The sequence below is a fragment of the Rhodococcoides fascians A25f genome (genome assembly GCF_000760935.2).
Lineage (GTDB): Bacteria > Actinomycetota > Actinomycetes > Mycobacteriales > Mycobacteriaceae > Rhodococcoides.
In genome coordinates this window covers 2,133,619-2,154,734 of the sequence record NZ_CP049744.1, presented here as the reverse complement: position 1 = coordinate 2,154,734, position 21,116 = coordinate 2,133,619, and the positions used below count along the sequence as shown (strand labels likewise).

Below are 21,116 nucleotides of genomic sequence, written 5' to 3'. Positions count from 1 at the left end.
ATCTTTTCGTGATGTGATCTCGAGCACAGATGAGCTCCGGCCAACCCTGTCGGTGGGGTCCTCTAGCTTCGTCACTCGAACCACTCCTCACGAGGGTGGTCGACAGAATTCGGGGGGAATTCATGTATTCATCGGTAACAGACATCTGCACGCCGAACGAACTCGACGCAGTACTGCTGCACATCGAATCGGTTGCGTCACAATCATGTTCGCCGCACTGGACACCCGGGTGGCGAGGCGAGAGCGAGGTCGCGTTGCTCGATGCTCTGTTCTCCGCCCGCGCCCCGTACGGCGGACCGACCAGCGGGGTCCGCGCAGTGCTCGCGCGATGGCGGTCGCATCGTGGCGATAACCGACTCGACGACTTGACAACACTCGCAGAACTGACCTCGGACCCGGATGTACTCGTCGAGATTCTGTCCAACCGTCAGTTCGTTCCGGGCAACAGTCGAACCAAGGCAGCAGCTGCAACCGTGGCGGCACAGACGTTGATCTCGGTGGGGTTGAGTTGTTCGACCGATTTCGAGCAGCACACGAACGAACAATTCGACGCGTTCCGCGCGATCCCCGGCCTCGGCGAGACCACCTGGGAATGCATGCTCATGCACCTCGGGGTGCGCACCGACAAGGCGACCGCACATCTGAACTCGTTCGTCGCCGACGCACTCGAACCCCTCCACCAGAACCTCGCCGCTGGAATTGCCGAAGACCGCTCCCCCGTGATCCTCACAGCGGCAGCGAACGCACTCGGCACCGACCTCGCCTCGCTCGAGCACGCAGTGTGGCGATACCAGCACAAATCACGCAGGGCGAAGCAGCGTCACTCCGAAGCGGAATTGCGATCGGCAGGCTGACCGCGAGACATCAGCGCCTCCACACCGTCGAGAATGCACTCCAACCCGAACCGGTAGGCGTGCACAGGGTCGCTGGCGGCGTCGTACGACGCCGCCGCGGCCGTTCCGACCCGAGACGACACCGGAAAACGCTCACGGTCCATCACCCGTTCGATGATCGGAGCAGTGGCCGCCCACCACTGAGCGTCGGTCATTCCCGACTGCTCCTTCACCCGCACGACGCCCGCGAGGGCACGCGCGGTACCGGAGACGTGCGTGAGTACGAGTGTGAGCACGGAGTCGATCTCGATGTCGGTCAGGCCGGTGCCGACCAGGGGGCGTAGTTCGGCCTCGTACTTGTCGTTGGTGTGCGGCCCCAGCACCGGCCGCGCCCCTTCCGCCTCCAGCAGCCACGAATGCCGTTGATACAGAGACCAATTGCGCTCGGCGACGAACCGCAGAGCAGGACGCCACCCGCCGGGAACAGAGGACGGCTCGTCGACATGCGAGTAGAGGCCGACGAGGGATCGGTCGATCATCAGATCCGCCAACTCCTCTCGACCCGGAACGTGGGTGTAGAGCGACATTGCGCCGACCCCGAGATGCTCGGCCACGTTGCGCATCGACACGAACTCGAGGCCGTGCGCGTCGGCCAGCTCGATGGCGGCGTCGACGATCGCGTCCACGCTCAGTCCGGTACGGCTCGGCTTGGCGTCGACTCGCCAGAGCAACTCGAGAATGCGCGCTGGGTCGTACGAGTTCTCCTTCTTCACCACCCGGCGAGCCTAATCGGAGGTCGCCCCGGCTCGACGAACCGCGTCGCACGCGCAGGAGCATCGGTTGTAGACTTCATCGGCACGCGCGAGTGGCGGAATTGGCAGACGCGCTGGATTTAGGTTCCAGTGTCTCAGGACGTGGGGGTTCAAGTCCCCCCTCGCGCACAACGGTCGTTCGGCCCGGCGTTTCTCGAGGCTCCCAGGTATACAGGTTCCGACGTGTGAAGGTGGCTCGTATGTCCAGCGATCCCGACGACGACGCGATCTTCGCCGAAATTTCCGACGAACGACGCTCCATCGCGCGCACACTCGAGACCTTGACCCCCGAACAATGGGACACTCCGTCGCTGTGCGACGCCTGGACTGTGCGCGACGTCGCCGCCCATCTGGTGGTCCCGCTGATCGTCCCCCTCTGGCAATTCGGCCTCGCCATGGCACGTACCCGAGGCAACTTCGACCGGGCCAATCAGCTGATGACCCAGCGTGTGCGTCGCAAGCACGGCGTCGAACTGCCCGCGCTCCTCACAGCTCACGCAGACAAGAAGTTCACCCCGCCGGGACACGGGCCGATGGCTCCCTTGTCCGACGTCATCGTGCACGGATTGGACATGTGTCGACCGCTGGGCATCGAGCACCACGTTCCCGACCACCGCATGATCACGATGCTCGATTATTTGGTGCCCGCAACCGGCGCAGCACCGTTCAAAGGACCCGAACTTCGATTGCATTGGCGCGCAACCGATCTCGACTGGACCCGCGGCGACGGTCCGATCATCGAAGGATCCGCGGGCACGCTGGCGCTGATTCTTACCGGACGTAGCAGCGCTCTCGCAGACGTCACCGGGCCCGGTGCCGAGCAACTCGCCCAGGCACGGGCCAACCGTCGTCGGGCATGAGCCGCACCCGAACCGTCCATGGTGAGAATCACCGCGGGCGGGCACCACGCGACTACCTCCGGTAGTAGCACCTCCGGTACCGTCGAAGCGTGACCACCTCCCGCCCGAACCGTCGACCTGCGTTGATCGCGCTGGTCGTGGTGGCAGCGGCGGTCTGTCTCGGCCTCGGCTGGTGGCAGTGGGAACGCTTCGAGTCGGTCGGTGGCAACGGCCAGAACCTGGGGTACGCGTTCCAGTGGCCCTTGTTCGCCGCGTTCGTGGTGTACGCCTACCGCAAATTCGTCCGACTCGAGGACGAGGATCCGGACGAAGCGGCAGCCGCGCGACCCGACGGCCCCACCGAGGTGCCCCTCGACCTGCTTCCCCAGCGGCATGCCCCGGCGGCGGACACGAACGATCTCGACGATCCCGAGGCCCGGCAACTACTCGAATACAACAGCTACCTCGCGGAGCTGAACGAATCCCGCGGGACCGACAGGAGCACCACGTGAGTTCGGCACCGGAGAAGGCGCAGGCATCTGCGAACAAGACCCAGAAGATTGCATCCGCGTTGCTGCGTTACCGCGTTCTGGCCTACGCCACCGGTATCTGGTTGCTGGTCCTCGTGGCCGAGATGGTCGCGAAGTACATCTTCAAGGTCGAGAACGTGCCGAATTGGATTGCCGTCGTACACGGTTGGGTCTACCTCGTGTACCTGATCCTGACGATCGACCTCGCGATCAAGGTGCGCTGGCCCGCAGGCCGCACCATCGGCACGCTACTGGCCGGCACCATCCCGTTCCTCTCGTTCTACATCGAGCACAAGCGCACCAAGCAGGTCAAAGCCGATTTCTCCGTCTGACGTCAGCAGCTGATCGGCTGCGCGTTCTCCGGATCCAGTGCGTTCTGCACCAGCCGCTGGGCGAGCGGATCGTAGGAAATTCCTGTGTGCTCGACGACGTTCGCCGTGCATACGTCCTGCAACACCACGTTCGTGTTTCCTGCACCGGTCAGCAGTGACGCGGTGTACGGAACGACGATCTGGTCGTAGCGGGTGACGATCGTCGTGTACTCGATCCCCGTGACGGTGTCGCTCCCCTCGTTCAGTCTCTGCAGCACGTCGTCCTGCACGGGCGGGCCCGCAGTCGGATAGTTCGGCGGCGACAACGCGACAATCCGTGCCACCGTGCGATCCCCGCCGAGGAAGCGCGCGTAGTAGCGGGGCACCGTGCCACCCTTCGAGTGGCCGACGATCGACACCTTCTCGGCTCCTGTTGCCGCGAAAACGGAGTCGACGAAGGTCGACAATTCCGCAGCGCTCTCGGGGATGGACTCGAGTGCTCCGAGCGCGGGCACCGGCCCGGTGCTGCCGTAGTCGATCGCGAACACGCAGTACCCGGCATCGGCCAACTTCGGCGACAAGGACGCCCAGTTGTCGTACGAGTTCTCCAGGAAACCGTGCACCAGCACCACCGGTTCCGGGTGCTGCGCACTGGGGACGCACGAGTAGTCGTTCGAGCCTGCAGGCGTCACTCCCGGGTGCGCGATCGAATATGCGAAAGCCTCGGCGAACGAGCCCGCCGCAGGTGTGGCCGAGGCCGGGATGCCAGTCAGAACCACCGCGACGCCGGCGAGCGCAACCGACGTGCGCCCCAGCACTGCGCGCGCCCGCACGAGCTACCGCCCCGTCAGTTCTTCGAGCGCGGGAACAAGTTTGCGGAGCGCGCGGCCACGATGCGAGGCCGCGTCCTTCTCGTCCGGGCTCAGCTGCGCTGCACTGCGGCCGTCGCCCTCGGGAACGAAGATCGGGTCGTACCCGAAACCGTTCTCCCCCATGGGCTCTCGCCCAACGACCCCCCGCCATTCCCCGCGGACCACGGTCTCGTTGCCGCCTGGCAGCACCAGCGCACATGCCGACACGAATGCCGCCCCGCGGCGCTCGTCGGGCGTGTCCGTCAACTGAGCCAGCACCAGCGTGGTGTTGGCCTCGTCCTGCCCGTGTGTACCCGACCAGCGAGCCGACAGCACCCCGGGCATCGCGTTGAGTGCATCGATCTCGATTCCGGAATCGTCTGCAACACAAGGCAATCCGGTGGCCGCGGCTCCGTCGCGAGCCTTGGCCAGCGCGTTGTCCTCGAAGGTCGCTCCGGTCTCGGGTGCCTCAGGGAAGGGAGGCACCTCGTCGAGACCGATCAACTCGATGCCGACGAGGCCGGCAGCGTCGAGAACTCGCCGCAGTTCACGCAACTTCTTCGCGTTGCGACTCGCGACCAGGAGCTTGGTATCAGGCACCGAATTTCTTCTTCGATCCCGCGGCGGCCGGCTCGGGCAGATCCCCCGGGTACGGCAGCGCCAGAGCTTCCTTCTGAACCTCGAACAACTTCTCGATGCCGACGAACGCGGAGTCGAGCAACTTGTCGAGTGTGGTGCGCGGGAAGGTCGCGCCTTCTCCGGTGCCTTGGATTTCCACCAGGGTGCCGGTGTCGGTGGCGACCACGTTCATGTCGACCTCGGCGCGCGAATCCTCTTCGTACGGCAGGTCGAGACGTACCCGTCCGTCGACGACGCCGACGCTGACCGCGGCGATCATGCACGAAATCGGCTGCGGATCGGCCAGGCGCCCCGCTGCCCGTAGGTAGGTGACGGCGTCGTTGAGCGCGACGAACGCTCCGGTGACGGCAGCAGTTCGGGTGCCGCCGTCCGCCTGGAGTACGTCGCAGTCGAGTGCGATGGTGTTCTCACCGATGGCGGCCAGATCGATGCAGGCACGCAGTGAACGTCCGACCAAGCGAGAGATCTCCTGGGTACGGCCGCCGACCTTGCCCTTGACGGACTCGCGGCCGTTGCGGGTATGCGTCGCCGCCGGCAGCATCGCGTATTCGGCGGTGAGCCAACCGAGGCCGGATCCCTTTCGCCAACGCGGCACGCCCTCCTCGACGCTGGCCGTGCACATCACCCTCGTATTGCCGAACTCGACCAGCACCGACCCTGCCGGATGGCTGGTGAATCCACGGGTGATCTTGATGTTGCGGAGCTCGTCGTCCGCCCTGCCGTCTTCTCGTCTGGACACGACTCGAAGCCTAGCGCGTCCTCAGACGGTGAATACGTCCCCCGGAAGAACGGCATGCACCGGTCCACTGAACTCCGCTTTGGCCTCGGCTATGACGTCCTCGCGAGACGTCCACGGCGGAATGTGAGTGAGCAGCAATTCTCCGACCCCGGCCTCGCGAGCGATTCGGCCGGCCTCGGTTCCGGACAGATGCACGCCCTCGGGTCGCTCGGGACTGTCGGTCCACGAAGCCTCGCACAGGAACACATCGGCTCCGTGCGCCAGATCCCGCACCGCCTGACACATTCCCGTGTCGCCGCTGTACGTGAAGGTGCGGCCCTCCCCGGTGGTGATCCGCATGCCGTACGACTCCGGCGGATGGAACACCTGCCGCGTCAGAATCGACAGCTTGCCGAACTCCACGGTGCGGCCGTCCACCCAGCGTCGCAGGTCGATCGTGTCGGACATGTCGTCGATCTGCCCGCCGCACTCGGCCGAGGCGACTCCGAGTCGAAACGCCGTGTCCTTAGGCCCGTAGACGATCGCTCGACCTTCCGGCGGGTTCGGATGGTAGCGACGCCACACCAGCAGACCAGGAACATCGAGGCAGTGATCGGCGTGCAGATGTGAGAGCAGAACACTCACATCCCCCGGGTCGGCGTAACGCTGCAACGCCCCGAGCACGCCGGGACCGAAGTCGAGAACGACCGGAGCGGTCTCCTCTTCTTCCAGCAAGTAGCCCGACGCGGGTGAATCGGGTCCGGACACGCTGCCCGAACATCCCAGGACGGTAATTCGCATGAAAGCCATGCTGCCACGCCGAGAGCATCACCAGAAACGTTCGGGCAGTATTCACAGCGCGAGTCGGCGAAATTCACCAGCGACGACAGGTGTGTCAGCAGTTACCTCGCACCTACGGAGTGAGCCGATCGAGCGATTTCGCGCGCGACCTCTCGGCGCGCGCATCGGCCGACAACAGTCGAGCGGCGATGACTCCGCCCACCGCACCGAACAGATGTCCCTGCCACGAGATGTTCGGATCACTCGGGAGCACGCCCCACAGGGCGCTGCCGTACAGCACGAACACCACCACACCGATCGCGAGTTGCCCGAGCTTGCGCGTGAAGAAGCCGCGCACCAACAGGTACGCGATGAACCCGAAGATCAGAATCGACGCGCCGATCGTGTTCGTGTACGAGCCAGCGGTGAGCCAGGTACCGAAGCCGCCGACCACCCAGATGATCCCGGTGGCAGCCAGACCGCGCGCCATACCGGACAGCAACACCAGAAACCCGAGCACGACGATCGGCACGGTGTTCGCGATCAGATGCTGCCAGTCGTCGTGCAGCACGGGCGCGAACAGAATGCCCCACAACCCCTCTACCGAGCGGGCCTGGATCCCACTGCGTTCGAGCCTCGACCCGCTGGCCACATCGATGATCTCGATGATCCACAGCAGAGCGGTGAATGCCCCGACGTAGACGGCGGCCTGCATCCAGACCGGCCGCTCACGCTTGCCGGGAAGCTTGCCGATATCACTCATGATCGCCTCCAACCTCGGTTCCTCCACGGTACCGGTCAGGGACGGGTCGAGACCTGCCCTCAGGTGCGCGACGCGGCGAACGCCGACGGGAAGATCTGGCGGTAGGTAGGGATGCCGGCCACCGAGGTGGCGTCGAGCAGAGCACGCACGATGGCCCGCTCGACGACGATCGCCGCGGCTTCGGTGACCGCGGCCAGCACCGGAAGCTCCGCCGAGAACGCGGCGGGGACCGAGGACTCGGCAGTGACGGCTCTGGTGCCCGTGGACACGGCAAAGATCGTGTCGCCGTCGAGGGGCGAGTGCGCAGGCCGGATGGCCCGAGCAAGACCGTCGTGACCCGCGACGGCAATCCTCTTGCACGACGCCGACGACAGTGTCGCGTCGGTGGCGACCACACCGATCGTGGTGTTCAGGGCAGTGCCCTTGGGTTCGAGCGCCGAGGCGGTCCACACCTCGTTGACGTCGGGCTTGCGCATGCCGAACGCTGCGGGCCCGAGTGTGCCGGTGCCCCACAACAATCCGGTGCGGGGGTCGAATCCCGCGCCTACAGGATTGGCGACCATCAGCGCCGCGACCGTCACCCCGTCGGCCGGACCGCCTTCGATCACCGTGCTCGCTGTGCCCACGCCGCCCTTGAGCACTCCAGCACGAGCACCGACTCCTGCTCCGACCGATCCCGTCGCGAATTCGGCCGCCGCTGCTGCCGCCGCGAGATAGCCGAACTCCGAGGTCGGACGCACCGTCCACTCACCGACCGGAAGATCGAAGATCACCGCAGCCGGCACGATCGGAACGACGTGATCGGGACTGCCCATCGGAATGCCCTGACCGTGCTCTTCCAGCCATCGCATGACGCCGTCTGCGGCCGCGAGCCCGTACGCACTGCCCGCGGTCAGCAGGATCGCGTTGACGTGCTGAACGGAATGGCTCGGATCGAGCAGGTCGGTCTCGCGCGTTCCCGGCCCGCCGCCGCGGACGTCGACTGCGGCCGTCGCTCCACCGAGTGCACGCACCACGGTGGCACCGGTAGCCGAGCCGGATCCCATCGTGACGTCGTCGTCGAGTTCGTGATGGTGACCGACCAGAAGACCTGCCACGTCGGTCAGAGAGTCCCGCGGTCCGGGGTTGGAGAAGGCTGCGGTCACGCGCGCGTCCTAGGGAATGAGGACCTGTACGAGTGAATCCTGCATCCAGGTCAGCCAGTGGTACACATCGAGATGCGGAGCGCGAGGATCACCCTCGTCGAGGACGTCCGGTGTGTCCGCACTGATCCCCAGCGTCGTGCCGAGCGCCAGCCTCACGTCGTTGAGGCCGGTCAACCACGCATCCGCTTGCTCCTGGGTCAGCACGATCTTGCCACCGGATTCGGGAAGCGTGGCCAGGATGATCGATCCGGCCGCCAACTTCTCGTCGATGATCTCGGGCTCGTGGAGGCCACGCAGAGCGCCGTTGAGGTCGGTCGGATCCTCCTCGTCGCGGCTGGGATCGGCGCGGTGGAAGTCGGGAAGCAGCCGTGCCAGCGCGGCATCGTCGGGCGGAGTGTTGTGGCCGGTACGCAGACCGGTCAGCGCGGCCAGCTCGTCGGTGGGGGCAGCGGCGGATCGGTCGCGCAGCAGTCCCAGTACCGAGCCGACGAGAGACCGAAGCACTGCCGCCTCACGCGCGTCGATCTCGGATTTGATCTTGACCCCGGACAGCGAATTCCGTCTCGTCCACGTGCGCACTGTTGCTGATGTCCTTCTCTGACGTAGAGGTGGTGAGCTACTACTTGTCCTGCTGCATCGTGGCCCACAGACCAGCCGCATGCAGGCGTCGAACATCGTTCTCCATCGCGTCGCGCTCGCCGCTCGACACAACGGCTTTGCCCTCGGAGTGCACCTGCATCATCAGCTCGGTGGCCTTGGCCTTGCTGTAGCCGAAGAGCTTCTGGAACACGTAGGTCACGTAGTGCATCAGGTTGACCGGGTCGTCCCACACGATCGTGACCCATGGAGTGTCGTGTGACTCGTCGGCAGCAACGGCCTCGGTCTGGGCCGGAACCGCCTGCGGTGACGCTGCGACAACATCACCTGCCGAGACGCCGTCCACGGGCAGAAGCGTTCCATCCACCGTCAACCAAGGCATGTCCACAGGGTACGGCGTGTCGGGCCAGCGTCACACGCTCGCCCCTGCGCTCGTAGTGTGGGCGAGGTGAGCAACGACGCGACCACAGATCACGCGATTTTCACCGACGACGTCAGTACCGCGCTGCTGACCGATCAGTACGAGTACACGATGCTGTCGGCCGCTCTGGCCAGCGGTAACGCAGATCGTGTCTGCAGCTTCGAGGTCTTTGCGCGACGGCTGCCTGCGGGCCGCCGGTACGGAGTTCTCGCGGGAACCGGCCGCATCCTCGACGCCATCGCGCGCTTTCGTTTCGGCCCGGACGAGCTACGCATCGTGGCCGAATTTCTCGACGCCGACACAGTCGAGTGGCTGCGCAACTACCGATTCACCGGCGATATCGACGGCTACCGCGAGGGCGAGCTGTACTTCCCCGGCTCCCCCGTTCTGACCGTCCGCGGCACCTTCGCCGAGTGCGTCGTCCTCGAAACGCTCGTGCTCTCGATCCTCAATCACGACAGTGCGATCGCCTCCGCGGCTGCACGGATGGTGGCGTCAGCGAAGTCCAGGCCGATCATCGAGATGGGATCGCGTCGAACCCACGAGGAAGCGGCCGTCGCCGCATCGCGCGCGGCGTACCTCGCCGGGTTCACCGCGACGTCCAATCTCGAAGCCGTCCGCCGGCACGGCGTCCCCGGAGCCGGCACATCGGCTCACGCATTCACCCTGCTGCACACCACCGTCGACGGCCCGGACGAACGATCCGCGTTCGCGGCTCAGGTTCGCGCACTGGGCGTGAGCACCACCCTGCTCGTCGACACCTACGACATCACTCAGGGCGTTGCCAACGCCATCGAGGTGGCCGGGCCCGAACTCGGCGGTGTGCGCATCGACTCCGGCGACCTCGGTGTGCTCGCCCGGCAGGTGCGCGACCAACTGGACGCCCTGGGAGCGCCGAAGACCAGGATCGTCGTCTCGGGTGACCTCGACGAGTACGCCATCGCCGCACTGCGGGCCGAACCAGTGGACTCCTACGGCGTCGGCACGTCTCTGGTCACCGGTTCCGGTGCCCCGACTGCCGGCATGGTCTACAAGCTAGTCACCGTCGACGGCATCCCTGTCGCCAAGCGCAGCAGTCACAAGGAATCGCGTGGTGGCACCAAGGCGGCGGTACGAACGGCGCGCAGCACCGGCACCGCCGTCGAGGAGATCGTGCACCCCTTCGACTCTCCCCCGACCATCGGCGACGATCTGACGGTGGAGACGTTGACCACGCCGTTGGTCCGCGGCGGCGAGCGCGTCCCCGGCCTGCCGACGCTGGCCGACGGCCGTGAACTACTGGCCGGGCGCCTGGTCAGCCTCCCGTGGGAGGGCCTGAAACTGTCCCAGGGCGAACCGGCGATACCCACCCGCTTCGTCGAAGGTTAGGGGCGGTGTCGATGCCGAACCCGGTGGGCAATCGGCAGTAGTCTTCTTCGGTGCCGTCGAAGACCGAGTTGCCAACCGTTCCCGCTCTATTGCAGGTCGCGGTGCACTCACTGGGCGGCAAGGAACGCAGCAATCAGCTGACGATGGCCTCGGCGGTGGCGCACTCGATCGATACCGGTGAGCATCTCGCGGTGCAGGCAGGCACCGGTACCGGAAAGTCCCTCGCCTATCTGGTCCCGAGCATCAGGCACGCGGTCGAATCCGGAAAGACCGTCATCGTTTCCACGGCCACCATCGCGCTGCAGCGGCAGTTGGTCGATCGCGACCTGCCGCGCCTGTCCGACGCACTGACCGAGGCTCTGGGCCGACGACCGAAGTTCGCGATCCTCAAGGGACGCAACAACTATTTGTGCATGAACAAGATCCACACCGGTGCCGCGCAGGAGGCACCGGATGCAGAACTGTTCGACCCGTTCGCGGTCTCGCGGATGGGCCGAGAGGTGGTGCGGCTGACCAAGTGGTCGTCCGAGACCGAGACCGGCGACCGCGACGACGTCGTGCCCGGAGTCAGCGATCAGGCTTGGCGCCAGGTCAGCGTCACCGCGCGCGAATGCCTCGGCAAGTCCCGCTGCCCCGTCGGCGAGGATTGCTTCGCCGAGCGCGCCCGCACCGAGGCTGCCCAGGTCGACGTCGTGGTGACCAATCACGCGCTGCTCGCGATCGATGCGATCACCGGCATCCAGATCCTGCCCGAGCACGACGTCGTGGTCGTCGACGAGGCTCACGAACTGGTCGATCGAGTGACGGGCGTTGCAACAGAGGAGCTGTCGGCAGCAACCGTCACCGCTGCCGCTCGCCGGAGCGCGAAGTTGATCGAAGAAGAGACGGTGGACCAGCTCGAAGGTGCAGCCGAGAACTGGGCCGCGATTCTCGACGAGCTGCCCCCGGGTCGCTGGCAATCTCTGCCCGACGGCGTCGGGCCGGCCCTCGCATCCATCCGCGACGCCGCCTGGGCAGTGCGCACCGCGATCGGCCCCAACAAGCAGGGCATGGCGGCCAGCGATCCCGAGGCTGCCGCGGCTCGCAGCGCCGCACTCGTCGCGGTCGACGAGGTGCACGACAGCGCCGTTCGAGTTCTCACGGCCTTCGACGAACCCGATCCGGCCAAACGCAGGGACGTCGTCTGGCACGCGGTCGACGATTTCCGCGGCAACGTCAAACGCACGGTCCGTATCGCCCCGCTCTCGGTCGGCGGACTGCTCCGAGCGCGCCTGTTCGCCGAGTCCACCGTGGTACTGACGTCGGCAACCTTGACCGTCGGCGGGTCGTTCGACGGGTTGGCCGTCAACTGGGGCCTGCCTGCGGAGACGCCGTCCCGCAGCGATACCGCGATGGCCTCGGGAGTGGAACCGCCGTCCGATACCGGGTCGATCCGGTGGAACTCGCTCGACGTCGGGTCGCCGTTCGATCATGCCCGCGCCGGCATCATGTACATCGCCAAGCATCTGTCTCCGCCCGGACGCGACGGCCTCTCCAAGTCCTACCTCGACGAAATCGAGTCTCTGGTCAGCGCCGCCGGAGGACGCACACTCGGACTCTTCTCGTCGATGCGTGCCGCCAAGGCCGCCGCGGAGGAAATGCGCGAGCGACTCGATACGCCGATCCTGTGCCAGGGCGACGATTCCACCGGCGCACTGGTGCAGAAGTTCGCCGACGACGAGGCCACCTCCCTGTTCGGGACGTTGTCGCTGTGGCAGGGAGTGGATGTGCCGGGCCCGTCGCTCAGTCTGGTGATTCTGGATCGGATTCCGTTTCCGCGGCCCGACGATCCGCTGCTCGTAGCCCGTCAGCAGGCCGTCGAATCCCGCGGCGGCAACGGGTTTCTCGCTGTCGCCGCCAACCATGCCGCCCTGCTGCTCGCGCAGGGCGTCGGCCGGTTGCTCCGCAGCGTGGACGACAAAGGCGTTGTCGCCGTACTCGATTCACGTCTCGCCACCGCCCGCTACGGCGGTTACCTCCGAGCCTCGTTGCCTCCGTTCTGGGAGACCTCGGACCCGGAGGTGGTGCGCAAGGCGCTCACCCGGCTGGCGGGAAAGTAGCGCCACTACCGCTACGGAGTCGAGACCAATCCGAGCTCGGCATCCGAGGCCAGGCCGTCGTGATGCGGCAGCACCCGCACGGTGTATCCCACTGCGCCGCTGTGCGGCAGCGTGCTCTCGCCGGCATAGACGTGCTCGCCGCCCTCCGTGCCCACGTGTGTCATGGGCGTCGCCGAGATGTCGGTGAGGTTCTCCTCGTCATCGGCGCGACCGACCACCGCCTGCACCACGACGTCCGCCGCGTCCAAGCCGCCGAGATCGACGTTCGCGCGCAACGACAGTTCCGCACCGATCACCGGAGTATCCGGTAGCCCTTCACTGTCGACGCGGGTGACTTTCACTGCGCCCCAAGCTTGTTCTACGCGGCGACGGTACGACGCCACGTCCGTGGCACCGCGGTGACCGTCGGCCGACGCCGCGCGAGCGGACTCGGCAGCAGGCGCGTAGTAGCCGAGCGTGTAGTCCTGAACCATCCTCGACGCCAACACCTTCGGGCCCAGCTGCTCGAGGGTGTGCCGCACCATTTCGATCCATCGACCGGGCACGCCGTCCTCGCCGCGGTCGTAGAACTTGGGCAGCACAGCCTGTTCGAGCAGCTCGTACAGAGCAGCTGCTTCGAGATCGTCCCGTCGATTGTCGTCGGTGACACCATCGGCCGTCGGGATGGCCCAGCCGTTCTCGCCGTCGTACATCTCGTCCCACCAGCCGTCGCGGATCGAGAGGTTGAGGCCGCCGTTGAGTGCCGATTTCATGCCAGAGGTGCCACACGCTTCGAGCGGCCGCAGCGGATTGTTCAGCCATACATCGCATCCCCAGTACAGGAAGCGCGCCATGGACATGTCGTAGTCGGGCAGGAACACGATGCGGTGCCGCACGTCGGCTTGATCGGCGAATCTGACGATCTGCTGAATGAGCGCCTTTCCGCCGTCGTCGGCGGGATGCGACTTGCCTGCGACCACGAGTTGGACCGGTCGTTCCGGGTCCAGCAACATCGCCCGCAGTCGCTCGGGTTCGCGCAGCATCAGAGTCAGTCGCTTGTACGTCGGTACGCGTCGAGCGAACCCGACGGTCAGCACGTTCGGATCGAAAACACTTGCAGTCCAATTGATCTCGGCTTGCGTGGAACCGCGTTCGAGTGCCGACCGCCGCACTCGGCGGCGTACCTCGTCCACCAACTGCGCACGCAGAGCGTTACGTGTGGACCACACGCGCTCCGAGGACATCTCCCCCTCCTGTGCCCATTCCCGAGCAGACCACGTCGGGGCATGGACGCCGTTGGTGACCGATCCGATCGGCACCTCGGACGCATCGAATCCCGGCCACAGACCGTTGAACATCTCGCGGCTGACGATGCCGTGGAGTTTCGACACACCGTTGGCTCGTTGGCCGAGCCGCAATCCCATGTGCGCCATGTTGAACACCGAGGCGTCGCTCTCGCCGCCGAGGGCGAGGATTCGATCCATCGGCAATCCCGGTAGCAGCGCCGAGTCCGCACCGCCGTCCGCACTTCCGAAGTAGTGCCGCACCAGATCGGCCGGAAACCGGTCGATTCCGGCGGGGACAGGGGTGTGGGTGGTGAAGACGGTGCCGGCCCGCACCGCAGCCAGCGCCGCGTCGAAATCCAGGGTTCCCGAGGTGACGAGTTCGCGGATGCGTTCGACGCCCAAGAAGCCGGCGTGGCCCTCGTTCATGTGGAACACCTCGGGGTCGGGCAGTCCGTGTGCACGGGTGTAGGCCCGGATCGCTCGTACTCCGCCGATACCGGCGAGGATCTCCTGCTTGATGCGGTGATCCTGGTCGCCGCCGTACAACCGGTCGGTCACCCCGCGCAGCTCGGGATCGTTGTCGGCGATGTCGGAGTCGAGCAACAACAGCGGGACGCGCCCCACCTGGGCGATCCACACACGCGCCCGAAGAACGCGAGATCCCGGCATCGACACGTGGATCAGCACCGGAGAATCGCCGTCGTCGGTGAGCAACCGCAGCGGCAGACCGTGCGGGTCGAGGGACGGATAGCGTTCGGCCTGCCAGCCGTCGGCAGTCAGCGACTGGCGGAAATACCCCGAGCGATAGAGCAGGCCGACACCGATCAACGGCAGGCCCAGGTCGGAGGCCTCCTTGAGGTGGTCCCCGGCCAAGATGCCGAGCCCGCCCGAGTAGTTCGGCAGCACTTCGGTGACACCGAACTCCATGGAGAAATACCCTATGCCCGACGGCAGAGCCCGCCCCTTCGACAGCGCGTTCTGGTACCAGAGCGGACGGGCGAGGTAGTCGTGCAGATCCGCCTCGGCGGCGTCCAGCTCGGCCAGAAAACGCTCGTCGGCCGCGAGTTCCTCGAGCCGCGCGGGTGCGACGGCTCCCAGTACGGCCACCGGATCACGCTCGAGTTCGGTCCACAACAGTGGATCGATGTGCTCGAACAGATCCTGCGTCGCCGAGTGCCACGACCACCTGAGGTTTGTCGAGAGCTCGGCGAGGGCATTCAAGCGGGCGGGAAGATGGGCTCGGACGGTGAATCGGCGCAAAGCTTTCACAGGATCGAACCCTACCCACGGACACCTGTGTCGATGGGCGGCTTACACGAAATCTGCACCGCGGTGCCCGTCGCGGGCAGTATGCGTCGGCGCACGCGCCATCTGCATTGCTGCATTACGGTTGACGAATAGAAGCACACCAATATCAGTTCGATCAGAGGTTGCGCCCGCGCAGCCATACCTCTAGCGAAGAATGGAGTGTGAAGTGACAGGTCGACTTGGTATCGACAATGTCCTTCCAGATACGACGACCGGGAAGTACCCCGCGAAAGCGGTGGTGGGCGAGACGTTTCCAGTCTCCGCCGACGTCTGGCGCGAGGGTCACGACGCGGTGGCCGCGACACTGTCGGTGCGCGGACCGGGAGGCAAACTCGAACGCATCCCGATGACACCGGGCCGCGAACCCGACACGTTCGACGCGGTGTTCGTCCCCTCTCGGCCGGGCTACTGGATCTGCCGCATCGAAGCGTGGAGCGATCCGATCAGCACCTGGCGGCATGCCGTGGAAGCCAAGCTCGGAGTGGGCCAGAGCGCGCACGAACTCGCGAACGATCTGGAGATCGGGGCGCGCCTGTTCCTGCGCGCCGCCACCGGGGTTCCTGCCGAAAGCAGGCAACTGTTGGCCGACGTCGCTGCCGCGCTTCGCGACACCGACCGACCGCTACCGGCCCGAGTGTCGTCGGCGTTCGCGTCGTCGGTCGCCGAACTGCTGTTCGCGCACCCGCTGCGCGAGCTGGTGACCCGCTCGCGCGCGGTCAACATCTGGGTCGATCGCAATCTCGCTCTCAACGGTGCCTGGTACGAGTTCTTCCCTCGATCGACCGGCGGGTGGAACGAGGACGGATCGCCGCGGCACGGCACGTTCGCAACGTCGATCGAGCAGTTGCCCCGCATCCAGCGGATGGGATTCGACATCGTCTATCTGCCGCCGATCCACCCGATCGGCACGATCAATCGCAAGGGTCCGAACAACACGTTGACTCCGGGCCCCGAGGACGTCGGGTCGCCGTGGGCGATCGGATCCAAGGACGGCGGGCACGACGCCATTCATCCCGAATTGGGAACCGAGGACGACTTCCGCGCCTTCGTCGCCGCCGCACAGGAGCACAACTTGGAAGTGGCACTCGACCTCGCCCTCCAGGCCGCACCCGATCATCCTTGGGCTGCAACACATTCCGAGTGGTTCACCGTGCTGCCGGACGGCACGATCGCGTATGCCGAAAACCCTCCGAAGAAGTATCAGGACATCTACCCGGTCAACTTCGACAACGACCGACGCGGCATCTACGAAGAGGTACTGCGCGTGGTCCGGTATTGGATCTCGCTGGGGGTCAAGGTCTTCCGAGTCGACAACCCACACACCAAGCCACCGGACTTCTGGGAATGGCTCATCGCCGAGGTCAAGAAGACCGACCCGGACGTGCTGTTCCTCGCCGAGGCCTTCACCCGTCCGGTTCGCATGTACGGGTTGGCGCAGCGCGGGTTCACCCAGTCGTACACGTACTTCACCTGGCGTACCGCCAAGTGGGAGCTGACCGAGTTCGCGGAGGAACATGCCCGGCGCGCCGACGACGCGCGGCCCAACCTGTTCGTCAACACCCCGGACATCCTGCACGAGAGCCTGCAGCACGGCGGACCCGGAATGTTCGCTCTGCGAGCAGCTCTCGCGGCGACGATGGCTCCCACCTGGGGCGTCTACTCCGGCTACGAGCTGTTCGAGCACCAGGCCGTGCGTGAGGGCAGCGAGGAGTACCTGGACTCGGAGAAGTACCAGTTGCGTCCGCGCGACTTCGAGGGTGCACTCGCCCGAGGCGAGTCGCTCGAGCCCTGGATCACCACGCTGAACGCGATCAGGCGTGCGCATCCGGCGCTGCAGCAACTTCGCAACATCCACTTCCACACGATCGACAACGAAGCGTTGATCGGGTACTCGAAGTTCGACCCGCAGACCGGCGACTCGGTTCTGGTGGTGATCAACCTCAACCCGTTCGGAGCCGAGGAAGGCACCATCCATCTGGACATGCCTGCCCTCGGCCACGACTGGCAGGACACCCTCACGATCAAGGACGAGGTGAGCGGCGTTCATTACGACTGGGGCCACACCAACTTCGTCCGACTCGAGCCCTGGACGTCGGTGGCGCACATCTTCACGCTCCCCCACATTCCCTACCCGGCACGAATCGAACTGGCCTACCGCGGCAACCGAAAGTGAGTGGATTCAACGTGACCAAGAATCCGACGACGCCCGAAGACACCGTCGCAGCCCCGTCCGACAACGATCTGGAACTCATCGCGGCGGGTCGGCACTACAACCCGCATTCCGTTCTCGGTGCCCATCCGGTACCCGGCGGAACGGCCATCCGAGCGCTCAAGCCCGACGCCGAGAAGGTCGTCGCCCGAGTCGGCGGTGTCGACCACGAGCTGACTCACGTCGCGCACGGGGTCTTCTCGGCGCTGCTGCCGTTCGAGGACCTGATCGACTATCGGCTCGTCGTGACGTGGCCCGGCGGGCACGTCTCCGAATCCGCCGACGGATACCGGTTCCTCCCCACTCTCGGCGAGCTCGACCTACATCTGTTCGGTGAGGGTCGGCACGAGCGGCTGTGGGACATCCTCGGCGCGCATCAGCAGTCGTACGCGACACCGGACGGTCCAGTGGTCGGCACCTCGTTCGCAGTGTGGGCCCCCGCAGCGCAGGGCGTCACCCTCGTCGGCGACTTCGACGGCTGGACCGGCCGCAGCTGGCCCATGCGAGTACTTGGCTCGACCGGTGTGTGGGAGCTCTTCGTTCCCGACATCGCGCCGGGTGCGTTGTACAAGTTCCGCGTTCACGGTGCCGACGGTTCGGTCAAGGACAAGGCAGACCCGATGGCCTTTGCCACCGAGGTTCCGCCGTCGACCGCATCGGTCGTCACCGCGTCGTCGTACACGTGGAACGACGAGAAGTGGCTCGACACCAGGGCCGGAATCGAGCCAACGCAGGCACCGATGAGTGTCTACGAGATCCACCTGGCGTCGTGGCGACCGGGCCTGGGTTACCGCGAACTGGCCGAGCAATTGGCCGAGTACATCACCGAAACCGGCTTCACCCACGTCGAGCTCCTCCCGGTCGCCGAGCACCCCTTCGGCGGGTCCTGGGGCTACCAGGTGACGTCCTACTACGCACCCACATCACGGTTCGGCAGCCCCGACGATTTCCGCTACTTCGTCGACCACCTGCACAGCGCCGGAATCGGCGTCATCGTCGACTGGGTGCCTGCGCACTTCCCCAAGGACGAGTGGGCCCTCGCTCGATTCGACGGCGGCCCGCTCTACGAACACGGCGACCCACAGCGCGGCGAGCAACTCGACTGGGGCACACTTGTTTTCGACTTCGGCCGCCGAGAGGTGCGCAACTTCCTGGTCGCGAACGCGCTGTACTGGATCGACGAGTTCCACATCGACGGCCTCCGTGTCGACGCCGTGGCATCGATGCTGTACCTGGATTACTCCCGCCCCGAGGGCGGTTGGTCGCCGAACATCTACGGCGGCCGGGAGAACCTCGAGGCCGTCACGTTCCTGCAGGAGATGAACGCGACGGTGCACAAGAAGCACCGCGGCGTCGTCACCGTGGCCGAGGAGTCGACGGCGTGGCCCGGCGTCACCCGCCCGACGAACGTCGGCGGACTCGGCTTCAACATGAAGTGGAACATGGGCTGGATGCACGACACCCTGGGATTCCTCGGGCGTGATCCGATCCATCGCAGCTACCACCACCACGAGATCACCTTCTCCCTCGTCTACGCGTGGAGCGAGAACTACCTGCTCCCCATCAGCCACGACGAGGTGGTGCACGGCAAGGGGACGCTGTGGACTCGGATGCCCGGTGACGACTACACCAAGGCTGCAGGGCTGCGCGGCATGCTCGCCTACATGTGGGCGCACCCGGGCAAGCAACTGCTGTTCATGGGCCAGGAGTTCGGCCAGACCCGTGAATGGTCCGAAGAACGCGGCCTCGACTGGTACCAGATCGACGAGGAGCCCCTGCACAACGGCATCAAATCCCTTGTCTCCGATCTGAACTCGACGTACAAGTCGCATCCGGCACTGTGGACACTCGACACCTCGCCGAGCGGGTACTCGTGGATCGACGCCAACGACACCGAGAACAACGTGCTGAGCTTTCTGCGGTACGGGTCCGACGGTTCGGTCATCGCGTGTATTTTCAACTTCTCCGGTTCCGAGCACGGCAGCTATCGTGTGGGACTACCGGAACCCGGCCGTTGGATCGAGATCCTGAACACCGATGCAACGGAATACGGCGGCTCCGGAATGGGCAACCTGGGTGAAGTGACGGCAACATCGCACTCGTGGCACGGTCGACCGGCGTCAGGCCAGGTTGCACTTCCCGCCAACGGGGCGATCTGGATAAAACTGGAGCGATAGATGAGTGGCGGCCGCACACCCCGACTACTGGCCGCGGCCGCCACTGCAGGACTCCTTCTCCTCGCCTCGTGCGCGCAGACTGTCGGCGGTAACGCCGTGTCCATCTACGAGAACCCGTTCACTGTCGCCGGACTCCCGGTCACGAGCGGACCGAGCGGGCCACGACCGGGTGTCCCCGATTCGACGATCGAGGTCGAGAACGCCGAGGGCACCGACTCCGATATCCTCGCCACCAACGCGATCGACGACATTCAACAGTTCTGGGCCCAGCAATACCCGGCCCTCTTCAAGGGCTCGTTCACACCGATCTCGAACGTGGTCTCGTGGGACGCGTCCGAGGACGAGGGATCCGGCGTCAGGTTCTGCGGAGACCGAACCGGTGGTGTCCCCAATGCCGCGTATTGCACGCGCGACGACTCGATCGGGTGGGATCGCACCATTCTGCTTCCTGCTCTGGTCGACGCATTCGGACCGATGTCGGTGGTGATGGTGATCGCCCACGAATACGGTCATGCCATCCAGCATCAATCGGGACTTGTCGGTGACGACACACCGACTATCGTGGCCGAGCAACAGGCCGACTGTTTTGCCGGCGCGTTCATTCGCCATGTCGCAGAGGACGATTCGCCGCACTTCACCATCAATACCTCCGACGGACTCAACGGCGTTCTCGCCGCGACCGTCGCCGTGCGCGATGTCGATCCCAACGATCCGGAATCGGTGCACGGCTCTGCCTTCGAGCGCGTCACGGCTGTGCAGATCGGCTTCACCGACGGTGCCGGGGCATGCACGAGCATCGACGAGGCCGAAATCGACTCGCGTCGAGCATCGTTGCCGCAGAAGTTCGATGATCCCGATGACTCGGGTGAACTACCGGTCACCGAGGACTCCCTCGACGCCTTCACTCGATCCTTCGAGCAGGTGCTGCCCGTCGCAGCTCCCCCGGCCGTCGACTACTCCGGTTCGGACGTCGGATGCGCCGACGCCGAAGCCACTGCGCCGGTGTCGTACTGCCCCTCGACCAATACCATCGGCGTCGACGTCGAGGCCCTGGCCGAAGTCGGCCAGCCCGAGACCCCGCAGCGCGGAGACATATTGCCGCTCAACGTCTCCGGTGACTACAGCGCGTACATGCTGTTCGCCTCCCGCTACACGCTCGCGGTGCAGAAGGAAGCCGGCCAGACCCTCGACGACCCGCAGACCGCTCTGCGTTCGGCGTGCCTGTCCGGGGTCATCACCTCGGCGATGAGCGCCGAGAACGGTTCGACGGGCCTCGAAGTCTTTCTTTCCCCCGGCGATCTCGACGAGGCGGTGTCTGGCCTACTCAGCGACGGACTCGCAGCCAGCGACGTCAACGGAACGACGCTGCCATCCGGATTCTCCCGAGTCGACGCCTTCCGCTCGGGAGTTCTCGGCGGCAAGGAGCTGTGCGACTCGCGCTACAGCTGAGG

Annotated in this window: 19 protein-coding genes and 1 tRNA gene; 10 read left to right on the top strand and 10 right to left on the bottom strand. The window is 65.7% G+C overall.

Annotated features, from left to right (window positions below):
- Positions 1-122: 122 nt before the first annotated feature.
- Positions 123-854 (top strand): hypothetical protein, encoded by a 732-nt coding sequence (locus tag BH93_RS10290; protein WP_155291117.1) that lies wholly within the window; start codon positions 123-125, stop codon positions 852-854.
- Here the strand turns inward: BH93_RS10290 and BH93_RS10285 are convergent.
- Positions 821-1,609, bottom strand: coding sequence for a TetR/AcrR family transcriptional regulator (locus BH93_RS10285; RefSeq protein WP_037177156.1), 789 nt, complete (start codon positions 1,607-1,609; stop codon positions 821-823). The genes BH93_RS10290 and BH93_RS10285 overlap by 34 nt on opposite strands.
- A gap of 83 nt (positions 1,610-1,692) precedes the next feature.
- Here BH93_RS10285 and BH93_RS10280 point away from each other — a divergent pair.
- The 4 genes from BH93_RS10280 (at position 1,693) to BH93_RS10265 (ending at position 3,346) form a co-directional block, all read left to right on the top strand.
- Positions 1,693-1,774: transfer RNA gene (locus BH93_RS10280), tRNA-Leu, on the top strand.
- A 71-nt stretch (positions 1,775-1,845) separates the two neighbouring features.
- Complete coding sequence (locus tag BH93_RS10275) at positions 1,846-2,505, top strand: maleylpyruvate isomerase family mycothiol-dependent enzyme (protein WP_037177154.1); 660 nt, start codon at positions 1,846-1,848, stop codon at positions 2,503-2,505.
- A gap of 89 nt (positions 2,506-2,594) precedes the next feature.
- Positions 2,595-2,996, top strand: coding sequence for a glucitol operon activator (locus tag BH93_RS10270; protein WP_037177153.1), 402 nt, complete (start codon positions 2,595-2,597; stop codon positions 2,994-2,996).
- On the top strand, positions 2,993-3,346 hold the full coding sequence (locus tag BH93_RS10265; RefSeq protein WP_037177152.1) for a DUF3817 domain-containing protein: 354 nt from the start codon (positions 2,993-2,995) through the stop codon (positions 3,344-3,346). The genes BH93_RS10270 and BH93_RS10265 overlap by 4 nt, the downstream gene beginning before the upstream one ends.
- Positions 3,347-3,348: 2 nt before the next feature.
- Here BH93_RS10265 and BH93_RS10260 read toward each other — a convergent pair whose 3' ends face one another.
- The 8 genes from BH93_RS10260 to clpS all read right to left on the bottom strand — a co-directional run bounded on the left by BH93_RS10260 (position 3,349) and on the right by clpS (position 9,200).
- Complete coding sequence (locus BH93_RS10260; protein ID WP_037177151.1) at positions 3,349-4,158, bottom strand: esterase/lipase family protein; 810 nt, start codon at positions 4,156-4,158, stop codon at positions 3,349-3,351.
- A 3-nt stretch (positions 4,159-4,161) separates the two neighbouring features.
- The gene (rdgB, locus tag BH93_RS10255) at positions 4,162-4,776 is read right to left on the bottom strand and encodes an RdgB/HAM1 family non-canonical purine NTP pyrophosphatase (protein ID WP_037177150.1); all 615 of its coding nucleotides are present in this window, start codon (positions 4,774-4,776) and stop codon (positions 4,162-4,164) included.
- Positions 4,769-5,554, bottom strand: coding sequence for a ribonuclease PH (rph, locus tag BH93_RS10250; RefSeq protein ID WP_032375961.1), 786 nt, complete (start codon positions 5,552-5,554; stop codon positions 4,769-4,771). Before rph ends, rdgB begins: the two co-directional genes overlap by 8 nt.
- Before the next feature lie 21 nt (positions 5,555-5,575).
- The gene (locus BH93_RS10245) at positions 5,576-6,334 is read right to left on the bottom strand and encodes a cyclic nucleotide-degrading phosphodiesterase (protein WP_176457261.1); all 759 of its coding nucleotides are present in this window, start codon (positions 6,332-6,334) and stop codon (positions 5,576-5,578) included.
- Positions 6,335-6,446: 112 nt separating this feature from the next.
- Positions 6,447-7,028: a rhomboid family intramembrane serine protease gene (locus tag BH93_RS10240; protein ID WP_371832098.1), complete on the bottom strand. Its 582-nt coding sequence runs from the start codon at positions 7,026-7,028 to the stop codon at positions 6,447-6,449.
- Between the two features lie 107 nt (positions 7,029-7,135).
- Positions 7,136-8,221, bottom strand: coding sequence for a P1 family peptidase (locus BH93_RS10235; protein ID WP_037177148.1), 1,086 nt, complete (start codon positions 8,219-8,221; stop codon positions 7,136-7,138).
- Between the two features lie 9 nt (positions 8,222-8,230).
- Positions 8,231-8,800, bottom strand: a complete 570-nt coding sequence (gene aosR / locus BH93_RS10230) for an oxidative stress transcriptional regulator AosR (protein ID WP_032375959.1) — start codon at positions 8,798-8,800, stop codon at positions 8,231-8,233.
- A 40-nt stretch (positions 8,801-8,840) separates the two neighbouring features.
- On the bottom strand, positions 8,841-9,200 hold the full coding sequence (clpS, locus tag BH93_RS10225) for an ATP-dependent Clp protease adapter ClpS (RefSeq protein ID WP_170944785.1): 360 nt from the start codon (positions 9,198-9,200) through the stop codon (positions 8,841-8,843).
- A gap of 150 nt (positions 9,201-9,350) precedes the next feature.
- On the opposite strand from clpS, the gene BH93_RS10220 reads away from it, so the two are divergent.
- Together BH93_RS10220 and BH93_RS10215 are read left to right on the top strand one after the other, a co-directional pair.
- The gene (locus tag BH93_RS10220) at positions 9,351-10,607 is read left to right on the top strand and encodes a nicotinate phosphoribosyltransferase (RefSeq protein WP_242459225.1); all 1,257 of its coding nucleotides are present in this window, start codon (positions 9,351-9,353) and stop codon (positions 10,605-10,607) included.
- 50 nt (positions 10,608-10,657) lie between these two features.
- Positions 10,658-12,706: an ATP-dependent DNA helicase gene (locus BH93_RS10215; RefSeq protein WP_037177147.1), complete on the top strand. Its 2,049-nt coding sequence runs from the start codon at positions 10,658-10,660 to the stop codon at positions 12,704-12,706.
- An 11-nt stretch (positions 12,707-12,717) separates the two neighbouring features.
- On the opposite strand, the gene glgP is transcribed toward BH93_RS10215, so the two are convergent.
- A complete protein-coding gene (gene glgP, locus BH93_RS10210) occupies positions 12,718-15,240 on the bottom strand; it encodes an alpha-glucan family phosphorylase (protein WP_037177146.1) in 2,523 nt (840 codons plus the stop codon).
- 205 nt (positions 15,241-15,445) lie between these two features.
- Here glgP and BH93_RS10205 point away from each other — a divergent pair, with 205 nt between their 5' ends.
- Genes BH93_RS10205 through BH93_RS10195 form a run of 3 tightly spaced genes read left to right on the top strand, consistent with a single transcriptional unit; the run spans position 15,446 to position 21,114 of the window.
- Positions 15,446-17,452, top strand: coding sequence for an alpha-1,4-glucan--maltose-1-phosphate maltosyltransferase (locus tag BH93_RS10205; RefSeq protein ID WP_037177145.1), 2,007 nt, complete (start codon positions 15,446-15,448; stop codon positions 17,450-17,452).
- A gap of 11 nt (positions 17,453-17,463) precedes the next feature.
- Positions 17,464-19,665 carry a 1,4-alpha-glucan branching protein GlgB gene (glgB, locus tag BH93_RS10200; protein ID WP_037177769.1) on the top strand — a complete coding sequence of 734 codons (2,202 nt, stop codon included), beginning with the start codon at positions 17,464-17,466 and terminating at the stop codon, positions 19,663-19,665.
- The gene (locus BH93_RS10195) at positions 19,666-21,114 is read left to right on the top strand and encodes a metallopeptidase (RefSeq protein ID WP_037177144.1); all 1,449 of its coding nucleotides are present in this window, start codon (positions 19,666-19,668) and stop codon (positions 21,112-21,114) included.
- The last annotated feature ends 2 nt before the right edge of the window (positions 21,115-21,116 follow it).

Excerpts from the sequence above, each read along its gene's own strand:
- BH93_RS10275 (WP_037177154.1), top strand. The coding sequence starts at position 1,846 with ATGTCCAGCGATCCCGACGACGACGCGATCTTCGCCGAAATTTCCGAC.
- BH93_RS10220 (WP_242459225.1), top strand. The coding sequence starts at position 9,351 with ATGCTGTCGGCCGCTCTGGCCAGCGGTAACGCAGATCGTGTCTGCAGC.
- BH93_RS10195 (WP_037177144.1), top strand. The coding sequence starts at position 19,666 with ATGAGTGGCGGCCGCACACCCCGACTACTGGCCGCGGCCGCCACTGCA.
- BH93_RS10245 (WP_176457261.1), bottom strand. The coding sequence starts at position 6,334 with ATGCGAATTACCGTCCTGGGATGTTCGGGCAGCGTGTCCGGACCCGAT.
- BH93_RS10240 (WP_371832098.1), bottom strand. The coding sequence starts at position 7,028 with ATGCAGGCCGCCGTCTACGTCGGGGCATTCACCGCTCTGCTGTGGATC.
- clpS (WP_170944785.1), bottom strand. The coding sequence starts at position 9,200 with ATGCCTTGGTTGACGGTGGATGGAACGCTTCTGCCCGTGGACGGCGTC.
- BH93_RS10290 (WP_155291117.1), top strand. The coding sequence starts at position 123 with ATGTATTCATCGGTAACAGACATCTGCACGCCGAACGAACTCGACGCA.